The organism is Sphingopyxis sp. (genome assembly GCF_965227415.1).
GTDB lineage: Bacteria > Pseudomonadota > Alphaproteobacteria > Sphingomonadales > Sphingomonadaceae > Sphingopyxis.
The window spans coordinates 1,201,559-1,222,105 of sequence record NZ_OZ245749.1 but is presented as its reverse complement, the minus strand read 5'-3'; the positions used below and the strand labels follow the sequence as shown (position 1 = coordinate 1,222,105).

Here is a 20,547-nt window from a genome sequence, read left to right as displayed (position 1 = left end):
TCATTTTGCAAGATAGGCCTCCTTGACCAGAGCGCGGGCGCGCATCGATTTCGCCGCGGCGACCATCGCGGTCAGCGCGGGGCGCACCTCGTCCCACTTGCGCGTCTTCAGCCCGCAGTCGGGATTGACCCAGATCTGCTGCGGCGGAAGATGCTTGCCGGCGAGCGTGAGGAGGTCGGTCATCTCGCGCTCTGCCGGAATGCGCGGGCTGTGGATGTCATAGACGCCGGGGCCGACTTCGTTCGGATAGGCATAGGACGCGAAAGCGTCGAGCAGTTCCATCTGCGACCTTGCGGTCTCGATCGAGATCACGTCGGCGTCCATCGCACCGATCGCCCGGATGATGTCGTTGAATTCCGAGTAGCACATATGGGTGTGGATCTGCGTGTCGTCGCGGACGCCGCTGGCGGTGATGCGGAAGCTTTCGACCGCCCAATCCAGATAATGCTGCCACTCGGAGCGGCGGAGCGGCAAGCCTTCGCGCAGTGCGGCTTCGTCGATCTGGATGATCGCGGCGCCAGCGGCTTCCAGATCCTGCACCTCGTCGCGGATGGCGAGCGCGATCTGGCGGCAGCTCGTCTCGCGCGGCTGGTCGTCGCGGACGAAGGACCAGTTGAGGATGGTGACGGGGCCGGTGAGCATGCCCTTGACGGGCAAGTCGGTCTGGTCCTGCGCATAGCGCCACCAGGCGACGGTCATCGGCGCCGGGCGCGACACGTCGCCATAGAGGATCGGCGGGCGGACGCAGCGCGAGCCATAGCTTTGCACCCAGCCGGCGCGCGTGAAGGCGAAACCGCTCAGCTGCTCGCCGAAATATTGCACCATGTCGTTGCGCTCGAACTCGCCGTGGACAAGGACGTCGAGGCCGATCTCTTCCTGCCATTTGACCGCGGCGCGCGTTTCGACGCGCAGATATTGGTCATAGGCGTCGTCGTCGATCTCGCCCTTGATGTGCGCGGCGCGGGCCTTGCGGACCTCCGCGGTCTGCGGGAAGCTGCCGATCGTCGTCGTTGGATAGGCGGGGAGGGCAAGGCGTTTCTGCTGGGCGTTGCGGCGCGTCGCAAACGGCGCGGCGCGGCGGGTGGCGGCTTCGTCGAGCGCGGCGAGGCGCTGCGTAACGGCGGGGTCGTGAATTTTCGGCGAGGTCTTGCGGGCGACCGCAGCCATCCTTGACGCCGAGAAGGCGACGAAGCTGGCGTCCCCGCCCTCGTTCAACGCTTTGGCGAGCGCCGCGAGTTCCTCGATCTTCTGCACCGCAAAGCTGAGCCATTGGGCGATTTCGGGGTCGAGTGCGGTTTCGAGATCGAGGTCGACGGGGGTGTGGAGGAGCGAGCAGGATGGGGCGAGGATGAAGTCGCGTTTGCGCGCCAGCTCCTTCAGGCGCCAGTGGAGGTCGGGGAGGTTGGCGCGCCAGATGTTGCGGCCGTCGATCACGCCGAGCGACAGCAGGACGTGCGGCTGAAGCCTCGCCAGCGCGGGTTCGAGCTGCTCCGGAGCACGGACAAGATCGAGGTGGAGGCCGTGGACGGGGAGGTCGGCGACGAGATCAAGATTGTCGCCGAGGCTGCCGAAGTATGTCGTCAGCATCAGCTTCGGGCCGCGGGTGGCGAGGCGGGCGTAAGCCCGTTCGAACGCGGTGCGTTGTTCGGTGGTGAGGTCGAGGACGAGGCAGGGCTCGTCGATCTGGACCCAATCGGCGCCCAGCCGGACGAGGCGCGACAGGATTTCGGCGTAGGTGTCGAGGAGTTGCGGCAGGAGCGCCAGCGGCTCGACCGCCTTGCCCTTGGCGAGCATCAGATAGGAGACGGGGCCGAGGATGACGGGGCGCGTCTGGTAACCCAGTGCTTTCGCTTCCTGAAATTCGTCGAAGATCTTGGTCGAGGCGATCCGGAATGTCTGGCCGGCGGTGAGTTCGGGGACGAGGAAATGATAGTTGGTGTCGAACCATTTGGTCATTTCCTGCGCGGTCGTGTCGTGGCTGTGGCCGCAGGCCGCGGGGCCGTGGGCGCCGCGGGCCATGGCGAAATAGAGGTCGGGATCGACCGTCTCGCCGCTCCAGTCATAGCGTGGTGGGACGGCGCCGATCAGGGCGCTGGTGTCGAGGACATGGTCATAGAGCGAGAAGTCGTTCGACGGCAGGATGTCGGCGCCGAGCGCTTTCTGGCGGGCCCAGTTGGCGACGCGGAGGCCCGATGCCGCGGTCTGGAGGTCGGCGAGAGTCGATTTGCCGGCCCAATAGCTTTCGAGGGCATGTTTGAGTTCGCGGCGAAGGCCGATGCGGGGGAAGCCGAGGGTTGCGACAGCGACGGTCATGATCAGGCACCTTGCGTTGGGCAAGGGCGGCGGACGGACGCGACGGCACGGGGATCCGCACCCCAAAAGGCAAGACGGGGCGCAGCCATGCATCGGCCAGCCCGGACACCCCGCCGGAGGACGTATCTGACGAGGCAGGTCTCCTGGCTTGCGGGTCAACGCAGCGGTCGGGCCTTCCCGGTCCTTGCCGAACCAGTGACGCATGGTGACCGCCGCTCGCCGCTTACAGTTGCGGGGGCAGCGCCGGATTTGCACCGGCTTCCCGTCTTAGCTCCGCGCCGCGCAAGCGATGCGGAGAACCTCGACAGCTTTCAGGATAGCGGGAGGCGGCCCGTTGTCAACAGGCATATAAAGAATTCTTTATATGCCTGTTTCATCGCTGCCGCAGAAAGGCGCTTACGCCTCGTTCGCCGTGCGATGCGCGGCGGCCTGGCTTTCCTTTTCGGCGCGCAGCTTTTCGGTGTGGAGCAGCTTGTCGGCCATCGCCTGCCACGCCGCAGCGGCGCGCAGATTGCGGTCGCGGACCTGGCTGAGCGGCGAGGCGTCGGCCTCTGCCGAGCATTTTTCGGCCTGCGTGCGATAGAAATCGATGGTGGCCGACATGGCTGCTTCCTTAGGGTTTAGGTCAATCGACCATATCGGCGATCAAACGCCGGAGCTCGCGGCGCGACAGGGTCGGACGGCGGCGGCGCGACGGGCTGGCCGTCATCGCCTTGCCGGCCAGCGACAGCGCGGGCAGAGCGGGGAAAATCGAAGTGGATTGAAACATCGTCATCATTTTTATCTTTGCTTGTGTGTTGTTTTTTTGGGCGTCGGCACCGTGTGCGCCGCAGCCTTTCTGGAAGGGGTCACCGCGCCTTTGGCGCCGGGACCCGAACCCGGTCAGCGCCGTTTGCGCTGGCCGGGGGTGACCGGTCCGCCACCGCGTTCGCGATAGACGAGACGGCCTTTGGTCAGGTCATAGGGAGTCATCTCGACGCGAACCGCGTCGCCGACGACCGACCGGATGCGGAAACGCCGCATCCGGCCGGCCGTGTAAACGATGACCCGATGACCATTTTCGAGAACGACGCCGAAGCGCCCGTCGGGCAGGATCTCGTCGATCTGCCCTTCGAAAGTCATCAGTTCCTCTTTGGCCAAATGATCAGGCCGACTGGAGGTTGACTGCCGAGGTCTTGCCGTTCTTGCCGGTTTCCAGTTCGTAGGAGACGCGCTGATCCTTGTTCAGCGAGGTCATGCCGGCGTTCTGGACGGCCGTGATGTGGACGAAATTGTCGCCCGAACCATCTTCGTTTTCGATAAAGCCATAGCCCTTGTCGATGCTGAAGAATTTTACGATGCCGGTAGCCATAGTGTTTTCCTTTCACGGAAATAGGTGATCCCCCGGCAAAAGGCACCGGTGGGAGCTGGTAGCGTGTGAAGGGAAGAATCTGCCGTATCGGCATCATATTTCCGTCGCATGCGACGTTAGCCTCCCGAATATGGGGTAAAAGAGTCGAAAAGTCAAATCGGACGCAAAATCAATCCAAAATCATCGGGGTTCGCCGCGGCTTATCGAAGCCGCGGCACGGCGTCGAATTGGGCAAAAACATTTCGCGGCGACCGCCACGATATTGCTTTGCCGCGCACGAATATTTGTTGCGCTCTTTCAGCGTTCGGGCGGGCGATAGAAGCGGTACCGGTCGACGACGCCGTCGATGATATTGCCGGCCAGCCGCAGGCGGATCTCGTCGGCGCCTTCGCCGGTGGTGCAGACGACGCGCGTGCCGCCCGATTTCAGCGGCTCGATCGCGCTGACGCTGATCCCCGCGGCGCGGCAGATCGCCGTCACTTCGCTTTCGGGGAGCGTGAGGTTGATCGCGCGGCTCATGGGTCGTTGGCGGCGCGGGCGCGGATCGCGTCGGCAACGCGGGCAAAACCCTCGGCACTGGCGGTCGCAAGCGCGAGCGGACGGCCGCCCAGCTCGGGATTGTCGGCGTTGAGGAACGCCACCGCCGGATCGCGCCCGCCCATCGTCAGAAAGGCAAGCTGGCTGATGTCGCCCTGGCGCTGTGCCTCGTCGCGCGGCAGCGGGACGCGGTTCCGGCGAAACGTATAGCTCGACCGCGGCTTTGCGGGAACGGGCGGCGTATCGGTGTCGGTGGGGTCCATATGTGCGGCTCCTCCTGGTAAGCGGGAGCGCCCAATCATAACGGGGGGTCTCTCAGCCGCGGCGGCCTACGGTTGAACCTGTGCCGCGATGAACCCGATATGGGGGCGAGGTGGGGCGATTGTAAGGCATGGGTTGATGGCGGCGGTGCATGCGTGCGGCGCCATCGGCCTCTCGTCAGCCTGTGCGGGACCGCTACCTTCCCGCGGTTTCGCCGCAGGAAGGATCTTGTCTCGCACAAAGGCACCAAGACGCGAGGAAGGCGCGAGACGCGGGCGGAGCCCTGCATCGCGCCCGGCAACGGCTCGACGATTTCGTCAGGGCGCCTGTCGGCGCGGATCTGCCTGTCGTTCTGCCTCTGTGTCCTTGGCTGTGTCCTTGGGCGAGATTCCTCCGCCGTCGTCGTCGCGTCCGACGTCATTCGCCGGATCAGGCAGCGCGAAGAAGGCGCGGCGGGCGGTTTCGCCGGCCTGGCGCAGCGGGGCGAAAGCGGTGGTGCGCGCGTCTTCCCAGGCAACTTCCTCGTCGATGTCGAGCGCGCGTTCATAGTCGTCCTCGCCGAACGCGCCTTCCTCGGTGCCCGCGAAGCCCTCGGGCGGCGGGAAATTGGTGCGCCATTCTTCATGGTGGTCGTCGTGCCACACGGTCATCGCGGCGGCTGCGTCCTCGGGGGTGATATCGGGCGCGTTGTCGTTTGCGGAAGCGACGGAAAACTGCGCAACTTCATGCGCGATCGCGGTTCCGCGCCACAGGCCGGCGAGCGGGTTGGCGCGGTTGTCGCGCCCGGCGAGCCAGAGCGCGAGGGCGGCAGCCATCCCGCCCGTCTGTTTCGCCTCGGCGTCGCTGTTCTCGGCATCGATGGCGAACAGCGACAGGAAACCCGGCCAGTCGCCGGCGATGACCTGCGCGAGCATCTCTTCGCCTTCGCGGGCGCGCGTTTCGACCATCTTGTCGAGCCGCGCGAGCATGGCGAGGCCAATGCGGCTGTCGATGCGGCGGCGCTTGGCAAAGCTGCGGCCCTCCTCGCGCATCAGCTCGGCCGTCTCGTCATGCCCCCAGATCGCACGGTCGAGCAGCTCGTCGACGAGCCGCCCGCGCGCGATGAGCAGCGCCGCGGCGCAGCCAAGCCTGAACGCCGCACCCTCGGTCCGCTGCTTGAGCTGATAGACCGCGGACGGCGACATGCCGACCTTGGCCGCGGAAATCTTCACCGACCCGTTGGCGGCGAAGGCCTCGAGAAAGTCGCGCTGGAGTGTCGGGGTCCAGTGATAGCTGGCGGGGGCGGGGATAAGCGCGGGGTTGTGCGGGGTGTCGTCCATCGATTCGTCCTTTAGGTTATGTGAAACCATTAGAATGAACCATATGGGTGAATTGTAGGAAAGGCTTTTCTGAAAATTTTCGAGGAAGCTTTCTGGCGCCATCTGACGCGAACATTTTGCGGGCGGCGGCAGGTCGTAACCACTTCGCCGGTGTTATCGCCCCTCCACCACTCGCTGCGCGAGCGGTCCCCCTCCCCATGCCTTCGGCACAGGGAGGATTTGGAGGGATTTAGGGGTTTGGTCCGGGATGGAGGCGGTTCGCCTTCTAATGTTCCTCCCTGCGCCGTAGGCGTGGGGAGGGGGACCGCCCGTAGGGTGGTGGAGGGGCTAGGGCGCCTGCGCCATTGCCCCTCCGTCAGCCGCTTTGCGGCTGCCACCTCCCCATGGCCTTTCGGCCACAGGGAGGATTGATTGGGGAGGGGTTGTGGGGCGTTCGACTTCCAGAGCTACGGTGAAGATCGCGCGCGGGTTGCGACGCAACATGTCTCCGCCCGAGGTACTGCTGTGGCAGCGGTTACGGGCGCGGCCGGGCGGGGTGAAGTTTCGGCGGCAGCATCCGGTGGGAGCCTATGTGGCGGATTTTTATGCGCCGGATGTGCGGTTGATCGTCGAAGTGGACGGGTTGGCGCATGACTTTCGGGTGGAGCGCGATGCTGTGCGCGATGCGTGGCTGATGGGGCAGGGCTTTGGTGTCGTTCGGGTGGCGGCTGCGGATGTTTTGAAGGATGTGTATGCTGTGGTTGAGGGGGTGGTTCGGCTGATTTTGGCGTCGCGCTAGTGGCCCCTCCGTCAGCGCTTCGCGCTGCCACCTCCCCATGCCTTCGGCACAGGGAGGATCTTGGCGGTGTCGCTTCGCGACGCTTTTTGCACGGGTTCCTCCCTGTCGCGTAGCGGCGGGGAGGGGGACCACGAAGTGGTGGAGGGGTGGACTTTTACGCGCCATTTGCCGCCGACAGGATCGCCCGCACACTCGCCGTCGCAACGTCGGTGTCGAGCCCGCAGCCGAACAGGCTTTTCCCGTCGGCGGTGCGGCATTCGACATAGGCCGCGGCTTGCACATTGCTGCCCTGGCCGATCGCGTGTTCGCTGTAATCGACGATGTCCATGATCGGGCCGCCGCTTTCGGCGAGCGCGGCGATGACGCTGCTCATCAGGCCGTTGCCGCGGCCGCTGACGCTGCGTGTTGCGCCGTCGATGGTGAGCTTGCCGGCGAAGATGCGGTCGGTTCCTGCATGACTCTCCGACCAGTCGACGAGCTGGAAGCGCTTGTTTTCGGTCACCAGATAGGCGTGGTCGAAGGCGCCCCAGATATCGTCGGCGCCGAGTTCGCGGCTGGTTTCGTCGGCGAGCGACTGGACGATATGGCTGAAACTTGCCTGCATCTTCTTCGGCAGCTTCAGGCCCTTGTCCTGTTCGAGCACCCAGGCGACGCCGCCCTTGCCCGACTGGCTGTTGACGCGGATCACCGCTTCATAGCTGCGGCCGAGGTCGGCGGGGTCGATGGGGAGGTAGGGGACTTCCCAGCGCTCGTCATTCTGGCGCGCGCGCGCGGCGAAGCCTTTCTTGATCGCGTCCTGATGGCTGCCCGAGAAGGCGGTATAGACCAGCTCGCCGCCATAGGGGTGGCGCGGGTGGACGGGCAGGCGGTTGCAATATTCGACCGTCGCGATGACCTCGTCGACGTTCGAGAAGTCGAGCGCGGGGTCGACACCCTGTGTGTAGAGGTTGAGCGCGAGGGTGACGAGGCAGGTGTTGCCGGTACGCTCGCCATTGCCGAACAGGCAGCCTTCGACGCGGTCGGCGCCCGCGAGCAGGCCGAGCTCGGCCGCCGCGACGCCGGTCCCGCGGTCGTTGTGGGTGTGCAGCGAGATGATCGCGCGGTCGCGGTTCGGCAGGTTCTTGCAGAAATATTCGATCTGGTCGGCATAGATGTTCGCGGTCGACGCCTCGACCGTCGCGGGCAGATTGAGGATGATCGGGTTTTCGGCGGTGGGCTGAAGGATCTCCATCACCGCTTCGCAGCAGGCGATGCTGAAATCGAGCTCGGCGGTCGAGAAGGTTTCGGGGCTGTACTGAAAACGCCAGTCGGTGCCGGGCAGGCGCGCGGCATTGTCGCGGAGCTGTTTCGCGCCCTCGATCGCGATGCCCTTGATCTCGTCCATCTCCATGCCGAAGACGATGCGGCGCCACGCGGGGCTGACCGCGTTATAGACATGGACGATCGCGGTTCTTGCGCCGGCGAGGCTGTCGAAGCTGGTGCGGATCAGGTCGGCGCGGCTCTGGGTCAGCACCTGCGGCGTCACGTCGTCGGGGATGCGGCCCGAGCGGACGAGGTTCTGGATATAGTCGAAATCGGTCGCGCCGCTGGCGGGGAAGCCGACCTCGATCTCCTGGAACCCGCATTTGACGAGCAGGTCGAAGAAGCGGGTCTTTTTCTCGGCATCCATCGGGTCGATCAGCGACTGGTTGCCGTCGCGAAGATCGGTCGAGAGCCAGATCGGGGCCTTTGTGGTGACGCGGGTGGGCCATTCGCGGCTCACCAGGGGAACCTGGGGGAAAGCGCTGTATTTCGCGGACGGATCGCGGAGCATGGTCATGGTCGGGTAACTTCTTCTGCGGTGGTTGCGATAGGTGTCGATCGGACCCTTGAGCGGGTGGCCGCGACTAGCGCGCAGCCAGTGTCACGCCCAAGGGCGTGTAAGTCGCAGAAGAAGAAGGGCGTTGCCGCGCATGGGGAGGCTCTTGGTTCAAAATGTCGTGCTTGGCAAGGGGGGAGTGGGAAAATTGCGTCATTGCCACCCCTTCGTCATTCCCGCGAAAGCGCGAACCCGGCGAGCAAGCACTGCCACCGGGTTCGCGATTTCGCGGGGTGATGACCGCTTTTGACCGAAAGACGACGTCCGTTTTTTCGTCATCCTGAACTTGTTTCAGGATCCATGGGCTGCCGTTTCCTTCGGCGCGGCGCGAAAGGAGAGGTCGGGCCATGGATGCTGAAACAAGTTCAGCATGACGGAGAGCTAACGACCGATTGCGGACGATGCTGACGTGTTCCCCGGCGAAGGCCGGGGTCCAGAGCGTGCACACGCAACGCCGGCTCTCGAACGCCCTGGACCCCGGCCTGCGCCGGGGAACACCATGGGTCATGGACCCCGGCCTTCGCCGGGGAACACGCTGGGTCGCCAGGTTCGCGCTTTTGCGGGAATGACGAGGTCTGTTCGTGAGCGGCTCAGCCTTTCACCCACCGCACCTTTGCGTCGTTGTAGTCGACGACGTCGGCCAGTTCCCACACGTTGGGATAGCCATAGCCGACGAGGTTGATGAAGGTCTGGATATTGAGCGCGAGCGGCGCGGCCTTGACGCGGACGGGGGCGCGGTCGTTCGAGAAATTATTGTTGCAATAGATGAGGATAGGCCGGTTCGGATCGGCGCCGATCACCGCGGCGAGGCTTTCGGCGGTGAAGTCGGTGAGCGGCAGGTTGACGGCGCCCTGGATATGCCCCGCGGCGAAGGCGTCCTTCGAACGCGCGTCGAGGAGGAGCGTGCCCTTCTTTGCCGCTTCGGCCTGGAAGCGGTCGAATGCGAGCAGGCGCCCGGCGCGCGCCGGGGCGACGCTGGCGGTCAGCATCTGGAAACCCGGATAGTCGATCTGGGGATTGGCCTCTGCGAACGCTGGGGTGGCGACGAGCGCGGCGGCGATAAGCAGGATGCGGTGCATGATGATCCTCCCTTTGGTGCCCGCGAGGCTATGCGCGCGATGCTGGACGGGGGATGAATGCGCTGTCAGCGCCCGCCGCTGCGGCGTTCCTCGAACCAGTCGCGGATCAGCGCCGCGGTGCAGCCGGTCCAGCCGTTCGAGCCGACCGCCGAACAGCTGTTCGGGCGGCCGACGCGTGCGATAGAATCATATCCCTCGACCGCCGAGGCCCAGCTGCCGCCGCCGGCGGGCGCGTCGTCGTCCTTCAGTTCCTCGCGGAGTTCCTTGGGGACGCGGTAGCGTTCGGATTCGGGGCGCTGCGCGCAGACGACAATCTCGTCGCCCTGCGCTTCGGGGCAGGGATCGTCGCCATAGGTGTAGAGGATCGAGGTGCGCTGCGGCGGCGTGCCGCGCTGCGCCAGGTCGCCATCGTCCTGCGCCTGCACGGGGACGGCAAGCGCGAGAAGCAGAAACGGGGCCAGTCTTTTCATCACACGCATTCCCTTGGCCCCAGGAGATGGTGATGAACGCGCCAATATGAACCCCAGCCGAACTGGCGGTCATCCGCGGCGGGGAATTCGCAAGCTTCTAAGCGAAGATATATCCGCTGCCGCCCTTGGGATCGGGGCCATAGCGGTTCGAGCCCACCGTGCCTTCGAGGCACATGAAGACGAACAGGATGAGGCCGCCGATATAGGGGATGAAGCTCATCAGATAGAACCAGCCCGATTTGTCCTGATCGTGCAGGCGCCGCACGGTGACCGCGATCGAGGGGATGATCGTCCCGACGACGAACAGGCCGAGCACGACGAGAAAATAATTCTCCGCCAGCGTATGCTCTTCGCCCGCGGGGCTGCCGAAAAAGATCGCGAAGCCGAGCAGGACGACGATCACGATCAGATAGAAGAGCGTGAACATCCAATATTCCATACGCTGCGACCGGCCGCTGAAATCGGCGTATCGTTCGAGCGGCATGATCATCCAGTCCATCGCGTCCCCCTGCGTTCGTGCGGTGCGGGAGCCCCCTCCCGGCGAAGCAGGTTTAGCGAAATGGGGTTTACAGGTGGTTGATCGGGGCGGGGAGGCGGCAGCCCGCAGGGCGACGGCGGCCCGTTGCGCACCGTCGCGGCGCCTCCACCAGTTGCTTCAAGAACGGTCCCCCTCCCCACGGCTGCGCCGCAGGGCGGATCAAACGGCGTCCAGCGACGCTCCGATCGCGGCCCACACCTGCGCCAGTTCATCGGCGGTGATGCCATAGGGCGGCATCACATAGACGCTATTGCCGAGCGGGCGGAGGAGGATGCCGCGGTCGCGGTAAAAGGCGATCAGGCGCGGCGTCAGCGTCGAGAGATAGCCCGCGTCCGTCACGACGATGTCGAGCGCGGCGATGGTGCCGAGGCGGCGGGGGTTGGCGATGCGCGGATCGGAGCCGAGCAGCGACAGATGCGCGGCCTGCGCGTCGGCGAGCGCGTCGATGCGATCTTGCACCGGCTCGTCGCGCCAGATGGCAAGGTTGGCGTTCGCGGCGGCGCAGGCGATCGGGTTCGCGGTATAGCTGCTCGAATGATAGAAGGTCCTGGCCCGGTCGGTCGAGAAATGGGCTGCGAAGATCGGTTCGATGCAGAGCGTCACCGCAAGCGGGAGCGCGCCGCCGGTCAGGCCTTTCGACAGGCAGACGATGTCGGGAATGACGCCCGCCTGGTCGCAGGCGAAGCGCGTGCCGGTGCGGCCCCAGCCGGTCATCACTTCGTCGGCGATGAAGAGAACGCCGTGGCGGGCGCAGATCGCGCGCATTTCGGCGAGCACCCACGCGGGATAGATCAGCATGCCGCCGGCGCCGAGGATCAACGGCTCGACGATGAAGGCGGCGGGCGCGCTATCCGTTTCCTGGCTTGCACAGGCGGCTTCGAGCGCGTCGAGCGTCGCCTGCTCCAGGCCTTCGTGCGGGAAGGGGATCGTGTCGACGTCGAACAGCAAAGGCTGCCAGGCGCGGTTATAGACGCCGCGCTCGCCGACCGACATCGTGCCGATCGTGTCGCCATGATAGCCATGTTCGAGGACGAGGATGCGGCTGCGCGGTTCGCCGATGTTGAACCAATAGCCCAGCGCCATCTTCAACGCGACCTCGACACTGGTCGATCCCGAATCGGAGAAAAAGACGCGGGTGAGCGGGGCCGGCGTGATGCGGATCAGCTCGGCGGCGAGCGTCTCGGCCGGTTCGTGCGTCCAGCCGGCGAAGATGAGCTGGTCGAGCTTTTCGCTCTGCGCGCGGATCGCGGCCATGATGCGCGGGTGCGCGTGGCCGTGGGTGGTGACCCACCAGCTGGAGATCGCGTCGATCCAATGGTTGCCGTCGGCGTCGTAAAGGCGCGCGCCTTCGCCGCGGGCGATGCGCGGGATCGGGTCGCCGAGGCCGTGCTGGGTGAAGGGGTGCCAGACGGGGGAGGGATGGGTGTCCATGGCGTGATCTATACCCGTTCGTCATTCCCGCGAAAGCGGGAACCCAGTTCTGGCGTCGCGTTCGGGTTGCCACCCTGCGGGTGAAAATCTTCTTTGCGCTGGGTTCCCGCTTTCGCGGGAATGACGAATTTAGCGGAAGTCAGCGACGCTGAAGTTCGAGCGAAATGCGGCCGCGAGGCTTTCGGGTGTCAGCGGGTCGAGGCGCGGCAGGCGGCCCAGACGGCGAACGCCGCTGATTTGCGGGATGATGGTTTCGCTGTCGGGCATCGTATCGCCGAGGAAGGCGATGCCGTGGATCGGGACGCGGCGGCTCTTGAGCGCCTCGATCGTCAGCAGGCTGTGGTTGATCGTGCCAAGGCTGGTGCGCGCGCAGACGATGACCGGGATTTGCCAGCGCGCGAAGAGATCGGCGTAGAGCAGGCTACGCGTGACGGGGACGAGCGCGCCGCCCGCGCCTTCGACGACCAGAGCGCCTTCGGGGGGCGTCAGCCTGTCGGGGTCGATGGCAACGCCGTCGATTTCAGCGGCGAGATGCGGCGAGGCGGGGGTGACGAGGCGATAGGCTTCGGGCACGATGGCGACATGCGCGAGGCGCGCGACGGTCTCGCTGTCGGTTTCCTCTTCGAGTCCGGCCTGCACCGGTTTCCAATAGCGAGTGCTGGTCGCGCCCGCGAGCGCGGCCGAAAAGACGGTCTTGCCGATGCCGGTATCGGTGCCGGTGATGACGAAGCGGGTCATGCCGTGGCCATAGCGGCCGACAGGCTCTCCGTCATCGCATCGATTTCGCGCTCGCCGACATTGAGCGTGATCGCGAGGCGCAGGCGCGCGGTGCCGTGCGGGACGGTCGGCGGCCGGATACCGCGGATGTCGAAGCCGTCTGCCTGAAGCGCGCTCGCGATGCGCATCGTGCGTTCGTTGTCGCCGATGACGATGGGAATGATCTGGCTGCCGCTGGCGGAGACACCGAGCTTGGCAAGCCGCGCTTCGGCGTGGCGGACGAGCGTGTGGAGGCGTGCGGCGCGTTCGGGCTCGTTGGCGACGATTTCGAGCGCCTGGCGGACCAGCCACGCCATCAGCGGCGAGGGCGCGGTCGAGAAGATGAAGGGGCGCCCCCGGTTGATGAGGAAGTCGCGGACGATCCGGGGGCCGCAGAGCAGCGCCCCTTCGCAGCCAAGCGCCTTGCCGCAGGTGTGGAGCGTGATGAGGTTGTCGCGAGGCGCGAGGGCGTGCGCGAGGCCCTGGCCTGCCGGGCCATAGACGCCGGTCGCATGGGCTTCGTCGATGACGAGGATGGCGTCGTGACGGTCGGCGACCGCCGCAAGATCGGCGAGCGGCGCACAGTCGCCGTCCATGCTGTAGAGGCTTTCGACGGCAATCCACGGGGTCCCGGTGGCACCCGCGGCGCGCCAGCGAAGGATCGCATCGTCAAAGGCTTGCGCGTCGTTGTGCGCAGCGGCGGTGCATTCGGCGCGGCCGAGCTTCATTCCGTCGTGGGCGCTGGCGTGGATCAGCTCGTCATGGACGATCAGGTCCCCGCGCTGCGGCAGCGTCGCGAAGAGCGCGGCGTTGGCCGCGAAACCGGTGGGAAAGAACAGCGCCGCCTCGCTGCCATAATGGCGCGCGGCATGGGCTTCGAGTGCTTCATGTTCGTCGTGGTTGCCGCGCAGCAGGCGCGAGCCGCCCGATCCGGCGGGAAGCCCGCGCTGAAGGCCGGTGGCAAGCGCTTCGCCCAGCGCATAGGACCCCGCAAGCGCGAGATAGTCGTTCGACGCGAAGTCGAGACCGGCACGCGGGACGAGGGCGCGGCGGCGATTCTCGACCGCGAGGGCTTCGAGATCGGCGCGGTGGGCAGCGAAGGGGGAGTTGGTCATGCTGCGCCCTTTGTATGTCATTGCGAGCGAAAGCGGGACCCCGGCCTTCATAATGTTCCCCGGCGGCAGGCGGGGTCCATTTCCATGTTGCAGTGGATCCCGGCTTTCGCCGGGAAACAGGGTATAGCCGGGTTGCCGATTTCGCGGGAATGACGAGGTTCAGTAAGGCACGGGACCCCGGCTTTCGCCGGGGCGACGGCCTGGTGGGGCCGTCAGTTGACCGCCTTGTCCACCAGCTTGTTCTTGGCGATCCACGGCATCATCGCGCGGAGGGCAGCGCCGGTCTGTTCGATCGGGTGCGCGGCGGCGGCCTTGCGGCTGGCCTTGAGTTCGGGCTGGCCGGCCTGGTTGTCGAGGACGAAATCCTTGACGAAGCGGCCCGACTGGATGTCGGCCAGCACGCGCTTCATTTCGGCCTTGGTTTCCTCGGTGATGATGCGCGGGCCGGTCTTGATGTCACCATATTCGGCGGTGTTCGAGATCGAATAGCGCATGTTCGCGATGCCGCCTTCATAGAGGAGGTCGACGATCAGCTTGGTTTCGTGGAGGCACTCGAAATAGGCCATTTCGGGAGCGTAGCCCGCCTCGACCAGCGTTTCGAAGCCCGCCTGGATCAGGTGGGTGATGCCGCCGCAGAGCACGGCCTGTTCGCCGAAGAGGTCGGTTTCGCACTCTTCCTTGAAGGTCGTCTCGATAATCCCGCTGCGGCCGCCGCCGACCGCGCTGGCATAGCTGAGCGCGAGCGCCTTGGCGTGGCCGTTGCCGCTGTTGCCATTGGCTTCCTGCGCGACCGCGATCAGGCAGGGGACGCCGCCGCCCTTTTGATATTCGCTGCGCACCGTGTGGCCGGGGCCTTTCGGGGCGACCATGAAGACGTCGATGTCGGGGCGTGCCTCGATCAGGCCGAAATGGATGTTGAGGCCGTGCGCGAAAGCGAGCGCGGCGCCGGGCTTCATGTTCGGGCCGATGTCGTCGGCATAGATCTTGGCCTGATGCTCGTCGGGGGCGGCGATCATGATGACGTCGGCCCATTCGGCGGCGTCCTTGTTCGACAGCACCTTGAAGCCCGCCGCCTCGGCCTTTTTCGCGGTCGCCGAGCCGGCGCGGAGCGCGATCGCGACGTCCTTGACCCCGCTGTCGCGCATATTCTGCGCGTGGGCGTGGCCCTGGCTGCCATAGCCGACGACGGCGACCTTCTTGCCCTTGATCAGATCCTGGTCGGCGTCGCGATCGTAATAAACCTGCATGTCATTCTTCCCTATTTTTCGTTCGTCATGCCGGGCTCGATCCGGCATCCATGGACCCCGGATCAAGTCCGGGGTGACGATGGTTGAAACCCGAAATGCGTAAACTCTAGAGCGCCTCCGACCCGCGGCCGATGGCGACGACGCCGGTGCGGCCGACTTCGACCAGCCCGCATTCGCGCATCAGCGCGATGAAGCGGTCGACCTTGTCGCTCGTCCCGGTGATTTCGAAGATGAAGCTGGTCAGCGTCGTGTCGACGACCTTGGCGCGGAAGACGTCGGCCATGCGCAGCGCCTCGATCCGCTTGTCGCCGGTGCCCGCGACCTTGACGAGCGCGATCTCGCGCTCGACGTGCGCGCCGCCGTCGGCCAGGTCGGTGACGCTGTGGACCGGAACGAGCCGGTCGAGCTGCGCGATGATCTGATCGATCACCGCGGGCGGCCCCGAGGTGACGATGGTGATGCGGCTGAGCGCATGATCGGCGCTGATGTCGGCGACGGTCAGGCTTTCGATATTGTAGCCGCGCGCCGAGAAGAGCCCGGTGATCTTGGCGAGGATGCCCGCCTCGTTATCGACGGTGACGGCGAGCACATGGCGCTCGCCCGCTTCGGTTTTGATTTTCATGGGCTTAGACCAGTGCTTTCGCTTCGTCGTCCATCGTGCCGGTGACGTCGCTCGGCTGAAGGAGCATTTCGGTGTGCGCGGCGCCCGACGGGATCATCGGGAAGCAGTTGGCGAGCTGTGCGACGCGGCAGTCGACGATCACCGGCCCCGGCGTGGTCAGCATCGTCTGGATGCCATCGTGAAGCTGACCCAGATTGTCGATGCGCAGGCCGGTCCAGCCATAGGCGTCGGCGAGCTTCACGAAATCAGGCAGGCTGTCCGAATAGCTGTTCGAATAGCGGCTTTCATAGGTCAGTTCCTGCCACTGGCGAACCATCCCCATCCATTCATTGTTGAGGATGAAGATCTTCACCGGCAGGCGATATTGCGCGACCGTGCCCATTTCCTGGATGTTCATCTGAAGGCTGGCTTCGCCCGCGATGCAGATGACGAGGCGGTCGGGCTTGGCGATCTGTGCGCCGACCGCGGCGGGAAAGCCATACCCCATGGTGCCGAGACCGCCCGAGGTGAGCCAGCGGTTGGGGGCCGAAAAGCCGAAATGCTGGGCCGCCCACATCTGGTGCTGGCCGACCTCGGTGGTGATGATCGGGTCCATGCCGCGGGTCGCGTCGAACAGCGCCTTGACCGCGCGCTGCGGCATGATTTCGGCGGTCGCGTCCTTCTTTTCGGGGAAGTCGAGGCAGCGCGTCGCGCGCCAGCCGTCGATACGGCGCCACCATTCGCCCAGATCGCGCGCCGTGTGGCCCGCCTCCTGCCAGCCCGCGATGATCGCGTCGAGCGCGCGCCCGGCGTCGCCGACGACCGCAAGATCGATGGGGACGATCTTGTTGATCGAGCTGCGGTCGATGTCGATGTGGATCTTTTTCGCTTCGGGCGCGAAGGCGTCGAGACGGCCGGTGACACGGTCGTCGAAGCGCGCGCCGACCGCGATGATCAGGTCGGCGCGGTTCATCGCCATGTTCGATTCATAGGTCCCGTGCATGCCGAGCATGCCGAGCCATTTGTCATCGTCCGACGGGAAGGCGCCAAGGCCCATGAGCGTCGAGGTGACCGGCGCGCCGGTGAGCGCGACGAGCTGGCGGAGCGCGGCGCTGGCGTCGGGGCCAGCGTTGATGACGCCGCCGCCGGTGTAGAAGATCGGGCGCTCGGCCGCGGCGATCATCGCGACGGCGGCCGCGATCGCGTCGGCGTCGGGTTCGACCTGCGGGCGATAGCTTTTGTGCGCGATCTTTTCGGGGATCACATAATTGCCGGTCGCGACCTGCACATTCTTCGGGATATCGATCACGACCGGGCCGGGGCGGCCGTGCGTCGCGATGTGGAACGCCTCGTGCATGATCGGCCCCAGGCGTTCGGGGTCCATCACCAGATAATTATGCTTGGTACAGTGGCGCGTGATGCCGACGGTGTCGCATTCCTGAAACGCGTCGGTGCCGATCAGCGCGGTCGACACCTGGCCGGTCAGCACGACCATCGGGATCGAATCCATCAGCGCGTCGGTGATGCCGGTGACGGCATTGGTCGCGCCGGGCCCCGAGGTGACGAGCACGACGCCGGGCTTGCCGGTCGAGCGGGCGTAGCCCTCTGCGGCGTGGGTCGCGGCTTGCTCGTGCCGGACAAGAATATGCTGGATGGTCGGATGCTTGTAGAGCGCGTCATAGATGGGAAGGACCGCGCCGCCCGGATAGCCGAACACCGTATCGACCCCAAGGTCGACCAGCGCCTGAACCACCATGTCGGCACCACTCATTTCCGTCACGACAAAACTCCTTTCGCAAGCGTTGCAGACCCGCCAGCGGATGCGCTTGTGCGGTGCAACAGGGTTGCGGGCAATAGGTGCATGATTCTAACCTGTCAACAGTCTATCACGTAATATTATTGCTATTTCCTTGATCGAAGTGATGTTTAATGATTCAGGGTGACGCGGCCAGTCGGGCGGGGGCTGATGCCGGAACCACGTAAACTGGCGCTTTGCATATTGTCGCGTCGCCGCCTGCGCCTGTTCGAGCGCTTCCTCGCGGGTGAGGTCGCCGCGAAGATGCGCCGCGATCTGCGGCACGCCGATCGCGCGCATGACGGGAAGGTCGGGGTCGAGATGGCGCGCGAGCAGCGCGTCGACCTCGTCGATCGCGCCGGCATTGAACATCAGGGTCAGGCGCCGGTCGCAGCGATCGCGGAGCCAGTCGCGCGGCGGCAGCAGAACCAGCGGGGTGAGCGCGATGTCGTCCGCGATGCCGCCTTCGCGCTGCTCCTGCCACGCGCCAAGCGTCCTGCCGGTCGAACGGACGACTTCGAGCGCGCGGGCGATCCGCGTGCTGTCGGCGGGGTTCAGCCGCGTCGCTGCTTCGGGATCGGCCTTGGCGAGCTCGGCCTGGGCCTCGGCAACGGAAAGCGCGCGGACCGCCTCGCGGATGACGGGGTCGATTTCGGGCACCGGCGCGATACCATGGAGCAGGGTGCGCAGATAAAGCCCGGTGCCGCCGACGAGGACGGGAACCTTCCCCTCGGCGTGTGCGTGAGCGATGACGCCGCGCGCTTCATCGGACCAGCGCGCGGCATTATGCGCTTCGGCGCCGTCGATGTGGCCGAAGAGCCGGTGGGGCACGCCTTGCATGTCTTCGTCCGACGGGCGCGCCGAAAGGAGAGCGAGGTCGGTATAAACCTGGCTGGCGTCGGCGTTGACGACCGTCCCGTTCCCGAGCGCTTTTGCGAGCGCGACCGCCAAAGCGCTCTTGCCGCTCGCCGTGGGTCCGGCGATAAGCGCGACGGGCGGAAGACCCGCGCGCGAAGAGATAGAAGGAGAGGCCATGTTCGTAGCCACGCTGATAGCAGCCGGAAAGCTGACCGACGAGGTGGTTCGCGAAGCGATCGACCGGCTCGACGCGACAGGCCATGATGTCGGCGCTCCGCACTGGCTCGACGTGGGCGATGCGGCCGATATCGTCTTTCAGGGTAGCCTGGTCAGCGCGCGGAAAGAATTGGCGCTGATGGACCATGGCGCGCTCGACGTGGTCGTCCAGCCGCAGGGCGATCGCACGAAAAAGCTGATCGTCGCCGACATGGATTCGACGATGATCACGGTCGAATGCATCGACGAGCTTGCCGACTATGCCGGGATCAAGGACGAGGTCGCCGCGATCACGCAGAAGGCGATGCGCGGCGAGGTCGATTTCCGCGGCGCGCTGAAGGAACGCGTCGCGCTGCTGGGCGGGCTGCCCGAGGGCATGCTGATCGAATGCCGGTACGAGCGGGTCAAGCTGACGCGCGGCGCGCGCACGCTGGTCCAGACGATGAAAGCGCACGGCGCGCATAGCGTGCTGGTGACCGGCGGATTCACGGCGTTCGCCGGTCCAGTGGGCGAAGCGATCGGGTTCGACAAGGTGGTCGCGAACGAACTGCTGATCGAAGGCGGCAAGCTGACCGGCCAGGTCGGCGAGCCGATCATCGATTCGAGCGCAAAGCTCGAGACGCTGAAGGCCGAAGCGGCCAGGCACGGCCTGCCGCTCGCCGACACGCTGGCGGTCGGCGACGGCGCGAACGATATTCCGATGATCACGAGCGCGGGCCTGGGAATCGCCTTTCACCCGCATGCGGCCGCGGCGGAAGCGGCGGACGCGGTAATCCGGCACCATGACCTGACCGCGCTGCTGTGGGCGCAGGGCTATCCGCGGCGGAGCTGGGTGCTGGGGTAGACGGCGCCGAGAGGCTGCCAAGCGGACGTCCGTTCCCCGTCATCCTGAAACAAGTTCAGGATGACGGGGTGAGATCGGGGTGTCCCAGCCCAATGAAGACACCGGTGTTTGACCCTTGGGTCGCCCCCGCTTCGCTCTCGTCCGTCAGCCACGCCCTGAACCGCGCCATCGCCTCGCTCTCGGGCCGCGACATCAGGCGGGTGAGCCAGTAGCGGCCGGCGTCGATCTGGATATCGAATGGCTGGACGAGCAATTCGGCGGCGAGTTCGCGGGCGAACATCGACGGTGGGGCGAGGGCGATGCCCTGGCCCGCGGCGGCGGCAGTCGCCATCAGGGCGGAGCTGTCGAAGATCGGGCCGCGCAGCACCGGTACCGCGACCCCCGCAGCGTCGAACCACCGCGCCCATTCGTCGGCGCGGTACGAACGGAGGAGCGGTTCGTGGACCAGGTCGGTCGGCGTCTTGAGCCTCGCGGCGATCGCGGGCGCGCAGAGCGGGCTCATCGGCGCGGCGACCAACGGTTCGGCATGGGTGCCGTGCCAGGCGCCGTCGCCGAAGCGGATCGCGAAATCGAGCGCTTCGCCCGCGAGGTCGACGCGGTTGTTGTTGGTCGAAATGCGCAGGTCGATGCCCGGGTGCGCGCGCGCGAACGCGGCGAGGCGCGGGAGCAGCCAGCCGGTCGCAAAGGTGCCGACGACACCCACCTTGAGCGCTTCACGGAAACGGCCATCGGCATATTGGTCGAGCGTCGCAGCGACGCGGTCGAAGGCGTCGGCGACAACCGGGACGAGCGCATGGCCTTCGTCGGTGAGCGCGAGGCCGCGCGGCAGGCGGTGGAAAAGACGCGTCCCGAGGCGGCGTTCGAGCTGCGCGACCTGATGGCTGACCGCGCCCTGGCTGACGCAAAGTTCGAGCCCCGCACGCGTGAAATTGAGGTGGCGCGCCGCGGCCTCGAAAGCGCGCAGGGCATTGAGCGGGAGCTGGGCGCGATCCATGGGACCTCTTGCATTGCCTGTTCCATCATCACCCCGGACTTGATCCAGGGTCCACTCGCGCCGCGGCCGGGCCAATGGATCGCGGATCACGTCGGGGATGACGAAAGAAATGAAGGCGATGCATGAATCATTCTCATGCCTTTGTCGAGAAAACATGCTTTGTCGGTCGCGCCGCGGATTGGCATC

General features: G+C 65.8%; 23 protein-coding genes and 1 riboswitch. Of the genes, 2 read left to right on the top strand and 21 right to left on the bottom strand.

All coding sequences use genetic code 11. From position 1 onward, the window contains the following. The 8 genes from metE to ACO055_RS05900 form a co-directional block, all read right to left on the bottom strand. The gene (gene metE, locus ACO055_RS05935) at positions 1-2,313 is read right to left on the bottom strand and encodes a 5-methyltetrahydropteroyltriglutamate--homocysteine S-methyltransferase (protein ID WP_422061667.1); all 2,313 of its coding nucleotides are present in this window, start codon (positions 2,311-2,313) and stop codon (positions 1-3) included. A 116-nt stretch (positions 2,314-2,429) separates the two neighbouring features. Further along, positions 2,430-2,632: riboswitch (cobalamin riboswitch) on the bottom strand. A 77-nt stretch (positions 2,633-2,709) separates the two neighbouring features. After that, on the bottom strand, positions 2,710-2,916 hold the full coding sequence (locus ACO055_RS05930; protein ID WP_422061666.1) for a hypothetical protein: 207 nt from the start codon (positions 2,914-2,916) through the stop codon (positions 2,710-2,712). Positions 2,917-2,938: 22 nt separating this feature from the next. Then, positions 2,939-3,088: a hypothetical protein gene (locus ACO055_RS05925; protein WP_422061665.1), complete on the bottom strand. Its 150-nt coding sequence runs from the start codon at positions 3,086-3,088 to the stop codon at positions 2,939-2,941. A gap of 107 nt (positions 3,089-3,195) precedes the next feature. Further along, complete coding sequence (gene infA / locus ACO055_RS05920; RefSeq protein ID WP_422061664.1) at positions 3,196-3,453, bottom strand: translation initiation factor IF-1; 258 nt, start codon at positions 3,451-3,453, stop codon at positions 3,196-3,198. Positions 3,454-3,457: 4 nt separating this feature from the next. Continuing rightward, complete coding sequence (locus ACO055_RS05915; RefSeq protein WP_422061663.1) at positions 3,458-3,664, bottom strand: cold-shock protein; 207 nt, start codon at positions 3,662-3,664, stop codon at positions 3,458-3,460. 297 nt (positions 3,665-3,961) lie between these two features. After that, complete coding sequence (locus tag ACO055_RS05910) at positions 3,962-4,183, bottom strand: hypothetical protein (RefSeq protein ID WP_422061662.1); 222 nt, start codon at positions 4,181-4,183, stop codon at positions 3,962-3,964. After that, positions 4,180-4,464 (bottom strand): antitoxin Xre/MbcA/ParS toxin-binding domain-containing protein, encoded by a 285-nt coding sequence (locus tag ACO055_RS05905; protein WP_422061661.1) that lies wholly within the window; start codon positions 4,462-4,464, stop codon positions 4,180-4,182. The genes ACO055_RS05910 and ACO055_RS05905 overlap by 4 nt, the downstream gene beginning before the upstream one ends. A 315-nt stretch (positions 4,465-4,779) precedes the next feature. Next, positions 4,780-5,781 carry a hypothetical protein gene (locus ACO055_RS05900; RefSeq protein ID WP_422061660.1) on the bottom strand — a complete coding sequence of 334 codons (1,002 nt, stop codon included), beginning with the start codon at positions 5,779-5,781 and terminating at the stop codon, positions 4,780-4,782. 451 nt (positions 5,782-6,232) lie between these two features. Between ACO055_RS05900 and ACO055_RS05895 the strand changes: the two genes are divergently transcribed. Then, a complete protein-coding gene (locus ACO055_RS05895; RefSeq protein ID WP_422061659.1) occupies positions 6,233-6,559 on the top strand; it encodes an endonuclease domain-containing protein in 327 nt (108 codons plus the stop codon). Positions 6,560-6,713: 154 nt separating this feature from the next. On the opposite strand, the gene leuA is transcribed toward ACO055_RS05895, so the two are convergent. The 12 genes from leuA to miaA all read right to left on the bottom strand — a co-directional run bounded on the left by leuA (position 6,714) and on the right by miaA (position 18,484). Next, the gene (leuA, locus tag ACO055_RS05890; RefSeq protein ID WP_422061658.1) at positions 6,714-8,378 is read right to left on the bottom strand and encodes a 2-isopropylmalate synthase; all 1,665 of its coding nucleotides are present in this window, start codon (positions 8,376-8,378) and stop codon (positions 6,714-6,716) included. A 67-nt stretch (positions 8,379-8,445) separates the two neighbouring features. Next, positions 8,446-8,766 carry a hypothetical protein gene (locus ACO055_RS05885; protein ID WP_422061657.1) on the bottom strand — a complete coding sequence of 107 codons (321 nt, stop codon included), beginning with the start codon at positions 8,764-8,766 and terminating at the stop codon, positions 8,446-8,448. A 241-nt stretch (positions 8,767-9,007) separates the two neighbouring features. Further along, positions 9,008-9,496: a rhodanese-like domain-containing protein gene (locus tag ACO055_RS05880; protein ID WP_422061656.1), complete on the bottom strand. Its 489-nt coding sequence runs from the start codon at positions 9,494-9,496 to the stop codon at positions 9,008-9,010. A gap of 65 nt (positions 9,497-9,561) precedes the next feature. Beyond that, on the bottom strand, positions 9,562-9,966 hold the full coding sequence (locus ACO055_RS05875; protein ID WP_422061655.1) for a hypothetical protein: 405 nt from the start codon (positions 9,964-9,966) through the stop codon (positions 9,562-9,564). Positions 9,967-10,063: 97 nt separating this feature from the next. After that, positions 10,064-10,465 carry a DUF805 domain-containing protein gene (locus ACO055_RS05870; protein ID WP_422061654.1) on the bottom strand — a complete coding sequence of 134 codons (402 nt, stop codon included), beginning with the start codon at positions 10,463-10,465 and terminating at the stop codon, positions 10,064-10,066. Positions 10,466-10,663: 198 nt separating this feature from the next. After that, the gene (locus ACO055_RS05865; RefSeq protein ID WP_422061653.1) at positions 10,664-11,935 is read right to left on the bottom strand and encodes an adenosylmethionine--8-amino-7-oxononanoate transaminase; all 1,272 of its coding nucleotides are present in this window, start codon (positions 11,933-11,935) and stop codon (positions 10,664-10,666) included. A 129-nt stretch (positions 11,936-12,064) separates the two neighbouring features. Further along, positions 12,065-12,673, bottom strand: coding sequence for a dethiobiotin synthase (gene bioD / locus ACO055_RS05860; protein ID WP_422061652.1), 609 nt, complete (start codon positions 12,671-12,673; stop codon positions 12,065-12,067). After that, positions 12,670-13,806 (bottom strand): 8-amino-7-oxononanoate synthase, encoded by a 1,137-nt coding sequence (locus tag ACO055_RS05855; protein ID WP_422061651.1) that lies wholly within the window; start codon positions 13,804-13,806, stop codon positions 12,670-12,672. The genes bioD and ACO055_RS05855 overlap by 4 nt, the downstream gene beginning before the upstream one ends. A gap of 212 nt (positions 13,807-14,018) precedes the next feature. Continuing rightward, positions 14,019-15,053, bottom strand: coding sequence for a ketol-acid reductoisomerase (gene ilvC / locus ACO055_RS05850; RefSeq protein ID WP_422061650.1), 1,035 nt, complete (start codon positions 15,051-15,053; stop codon positions 14,019-14,021). A gap of 106 nt (positions 15,054-15,159) precedes the next feature. Further along, entirely contained in the window at positions 15,160-15,675 is a 516-nt protein-coding gene (ilvN, locus tag ACO055_RS05845; RefSeq protein WP_422061649.1) for an acetolactate synthase small subunit, read from the bottom strand. Between the two features lie 4 nt (positions 15,676-15,679). Next, the gene (ilvB, locus tag ACO055_RS05840) at positions 15,680-17,434 is read right to left on the bottom strand and encodes a biosynthetic-type acetolactate synthase large subunit (RefSeq protein WP_422061648.1); all 1,755 of its coding nucleotides are present in this window, start codon (positions 17,432-17,434) and stop codon (positions 15,680-15,682) included. 87 nt (positions 17,435-17,521) lie between these two features. Then, complete coding sequence (miaA, locus tag ACO055_RS05835) at positions 17,522-18,484, bottom strand: tRNA (adenosine(37)-N6)-dimethylallyltransferase MiaA (protein ID WP_422061647.1); 963 nt, start codon at positions 18,482-18,484, stop codon at positions 17,522-17,524. Between miaA and serB the strand changes: the two genes are divergently transcribed. Next, positions 18,483-19,367, top strand: coding sequence for a phosphoserine phosphatase SerB (serB, locus tag ACO055_RS05830; RefSeq protein WP_422061646.1), 885 nt, complete (start codon positions 18,483-18,485; stop codon positions 19,365-19,367). The two genes, miaA and serB, sit on opposite strands and share 2 nt — an antisense overlap. 55 nt (positions 19,368-19,422) lie before the next feature. On the opposite strand, the gene ACO055_RS05825 is transcribed toward serB, so the two are convergent. Then, on the bottom strand, positions 19,423-20,361 hold the full coding sequence (locus ACO055_RS05825) for a LysR substrate-binding domain-containing protein (RefSeq protein WP_422061645.1): 939 nt from the start codon (positions 20,359-20,361) through the stop codon (positions 19,423-19,425). Positions 20,362-20,547: the final 186 nt, after the last annotated feature.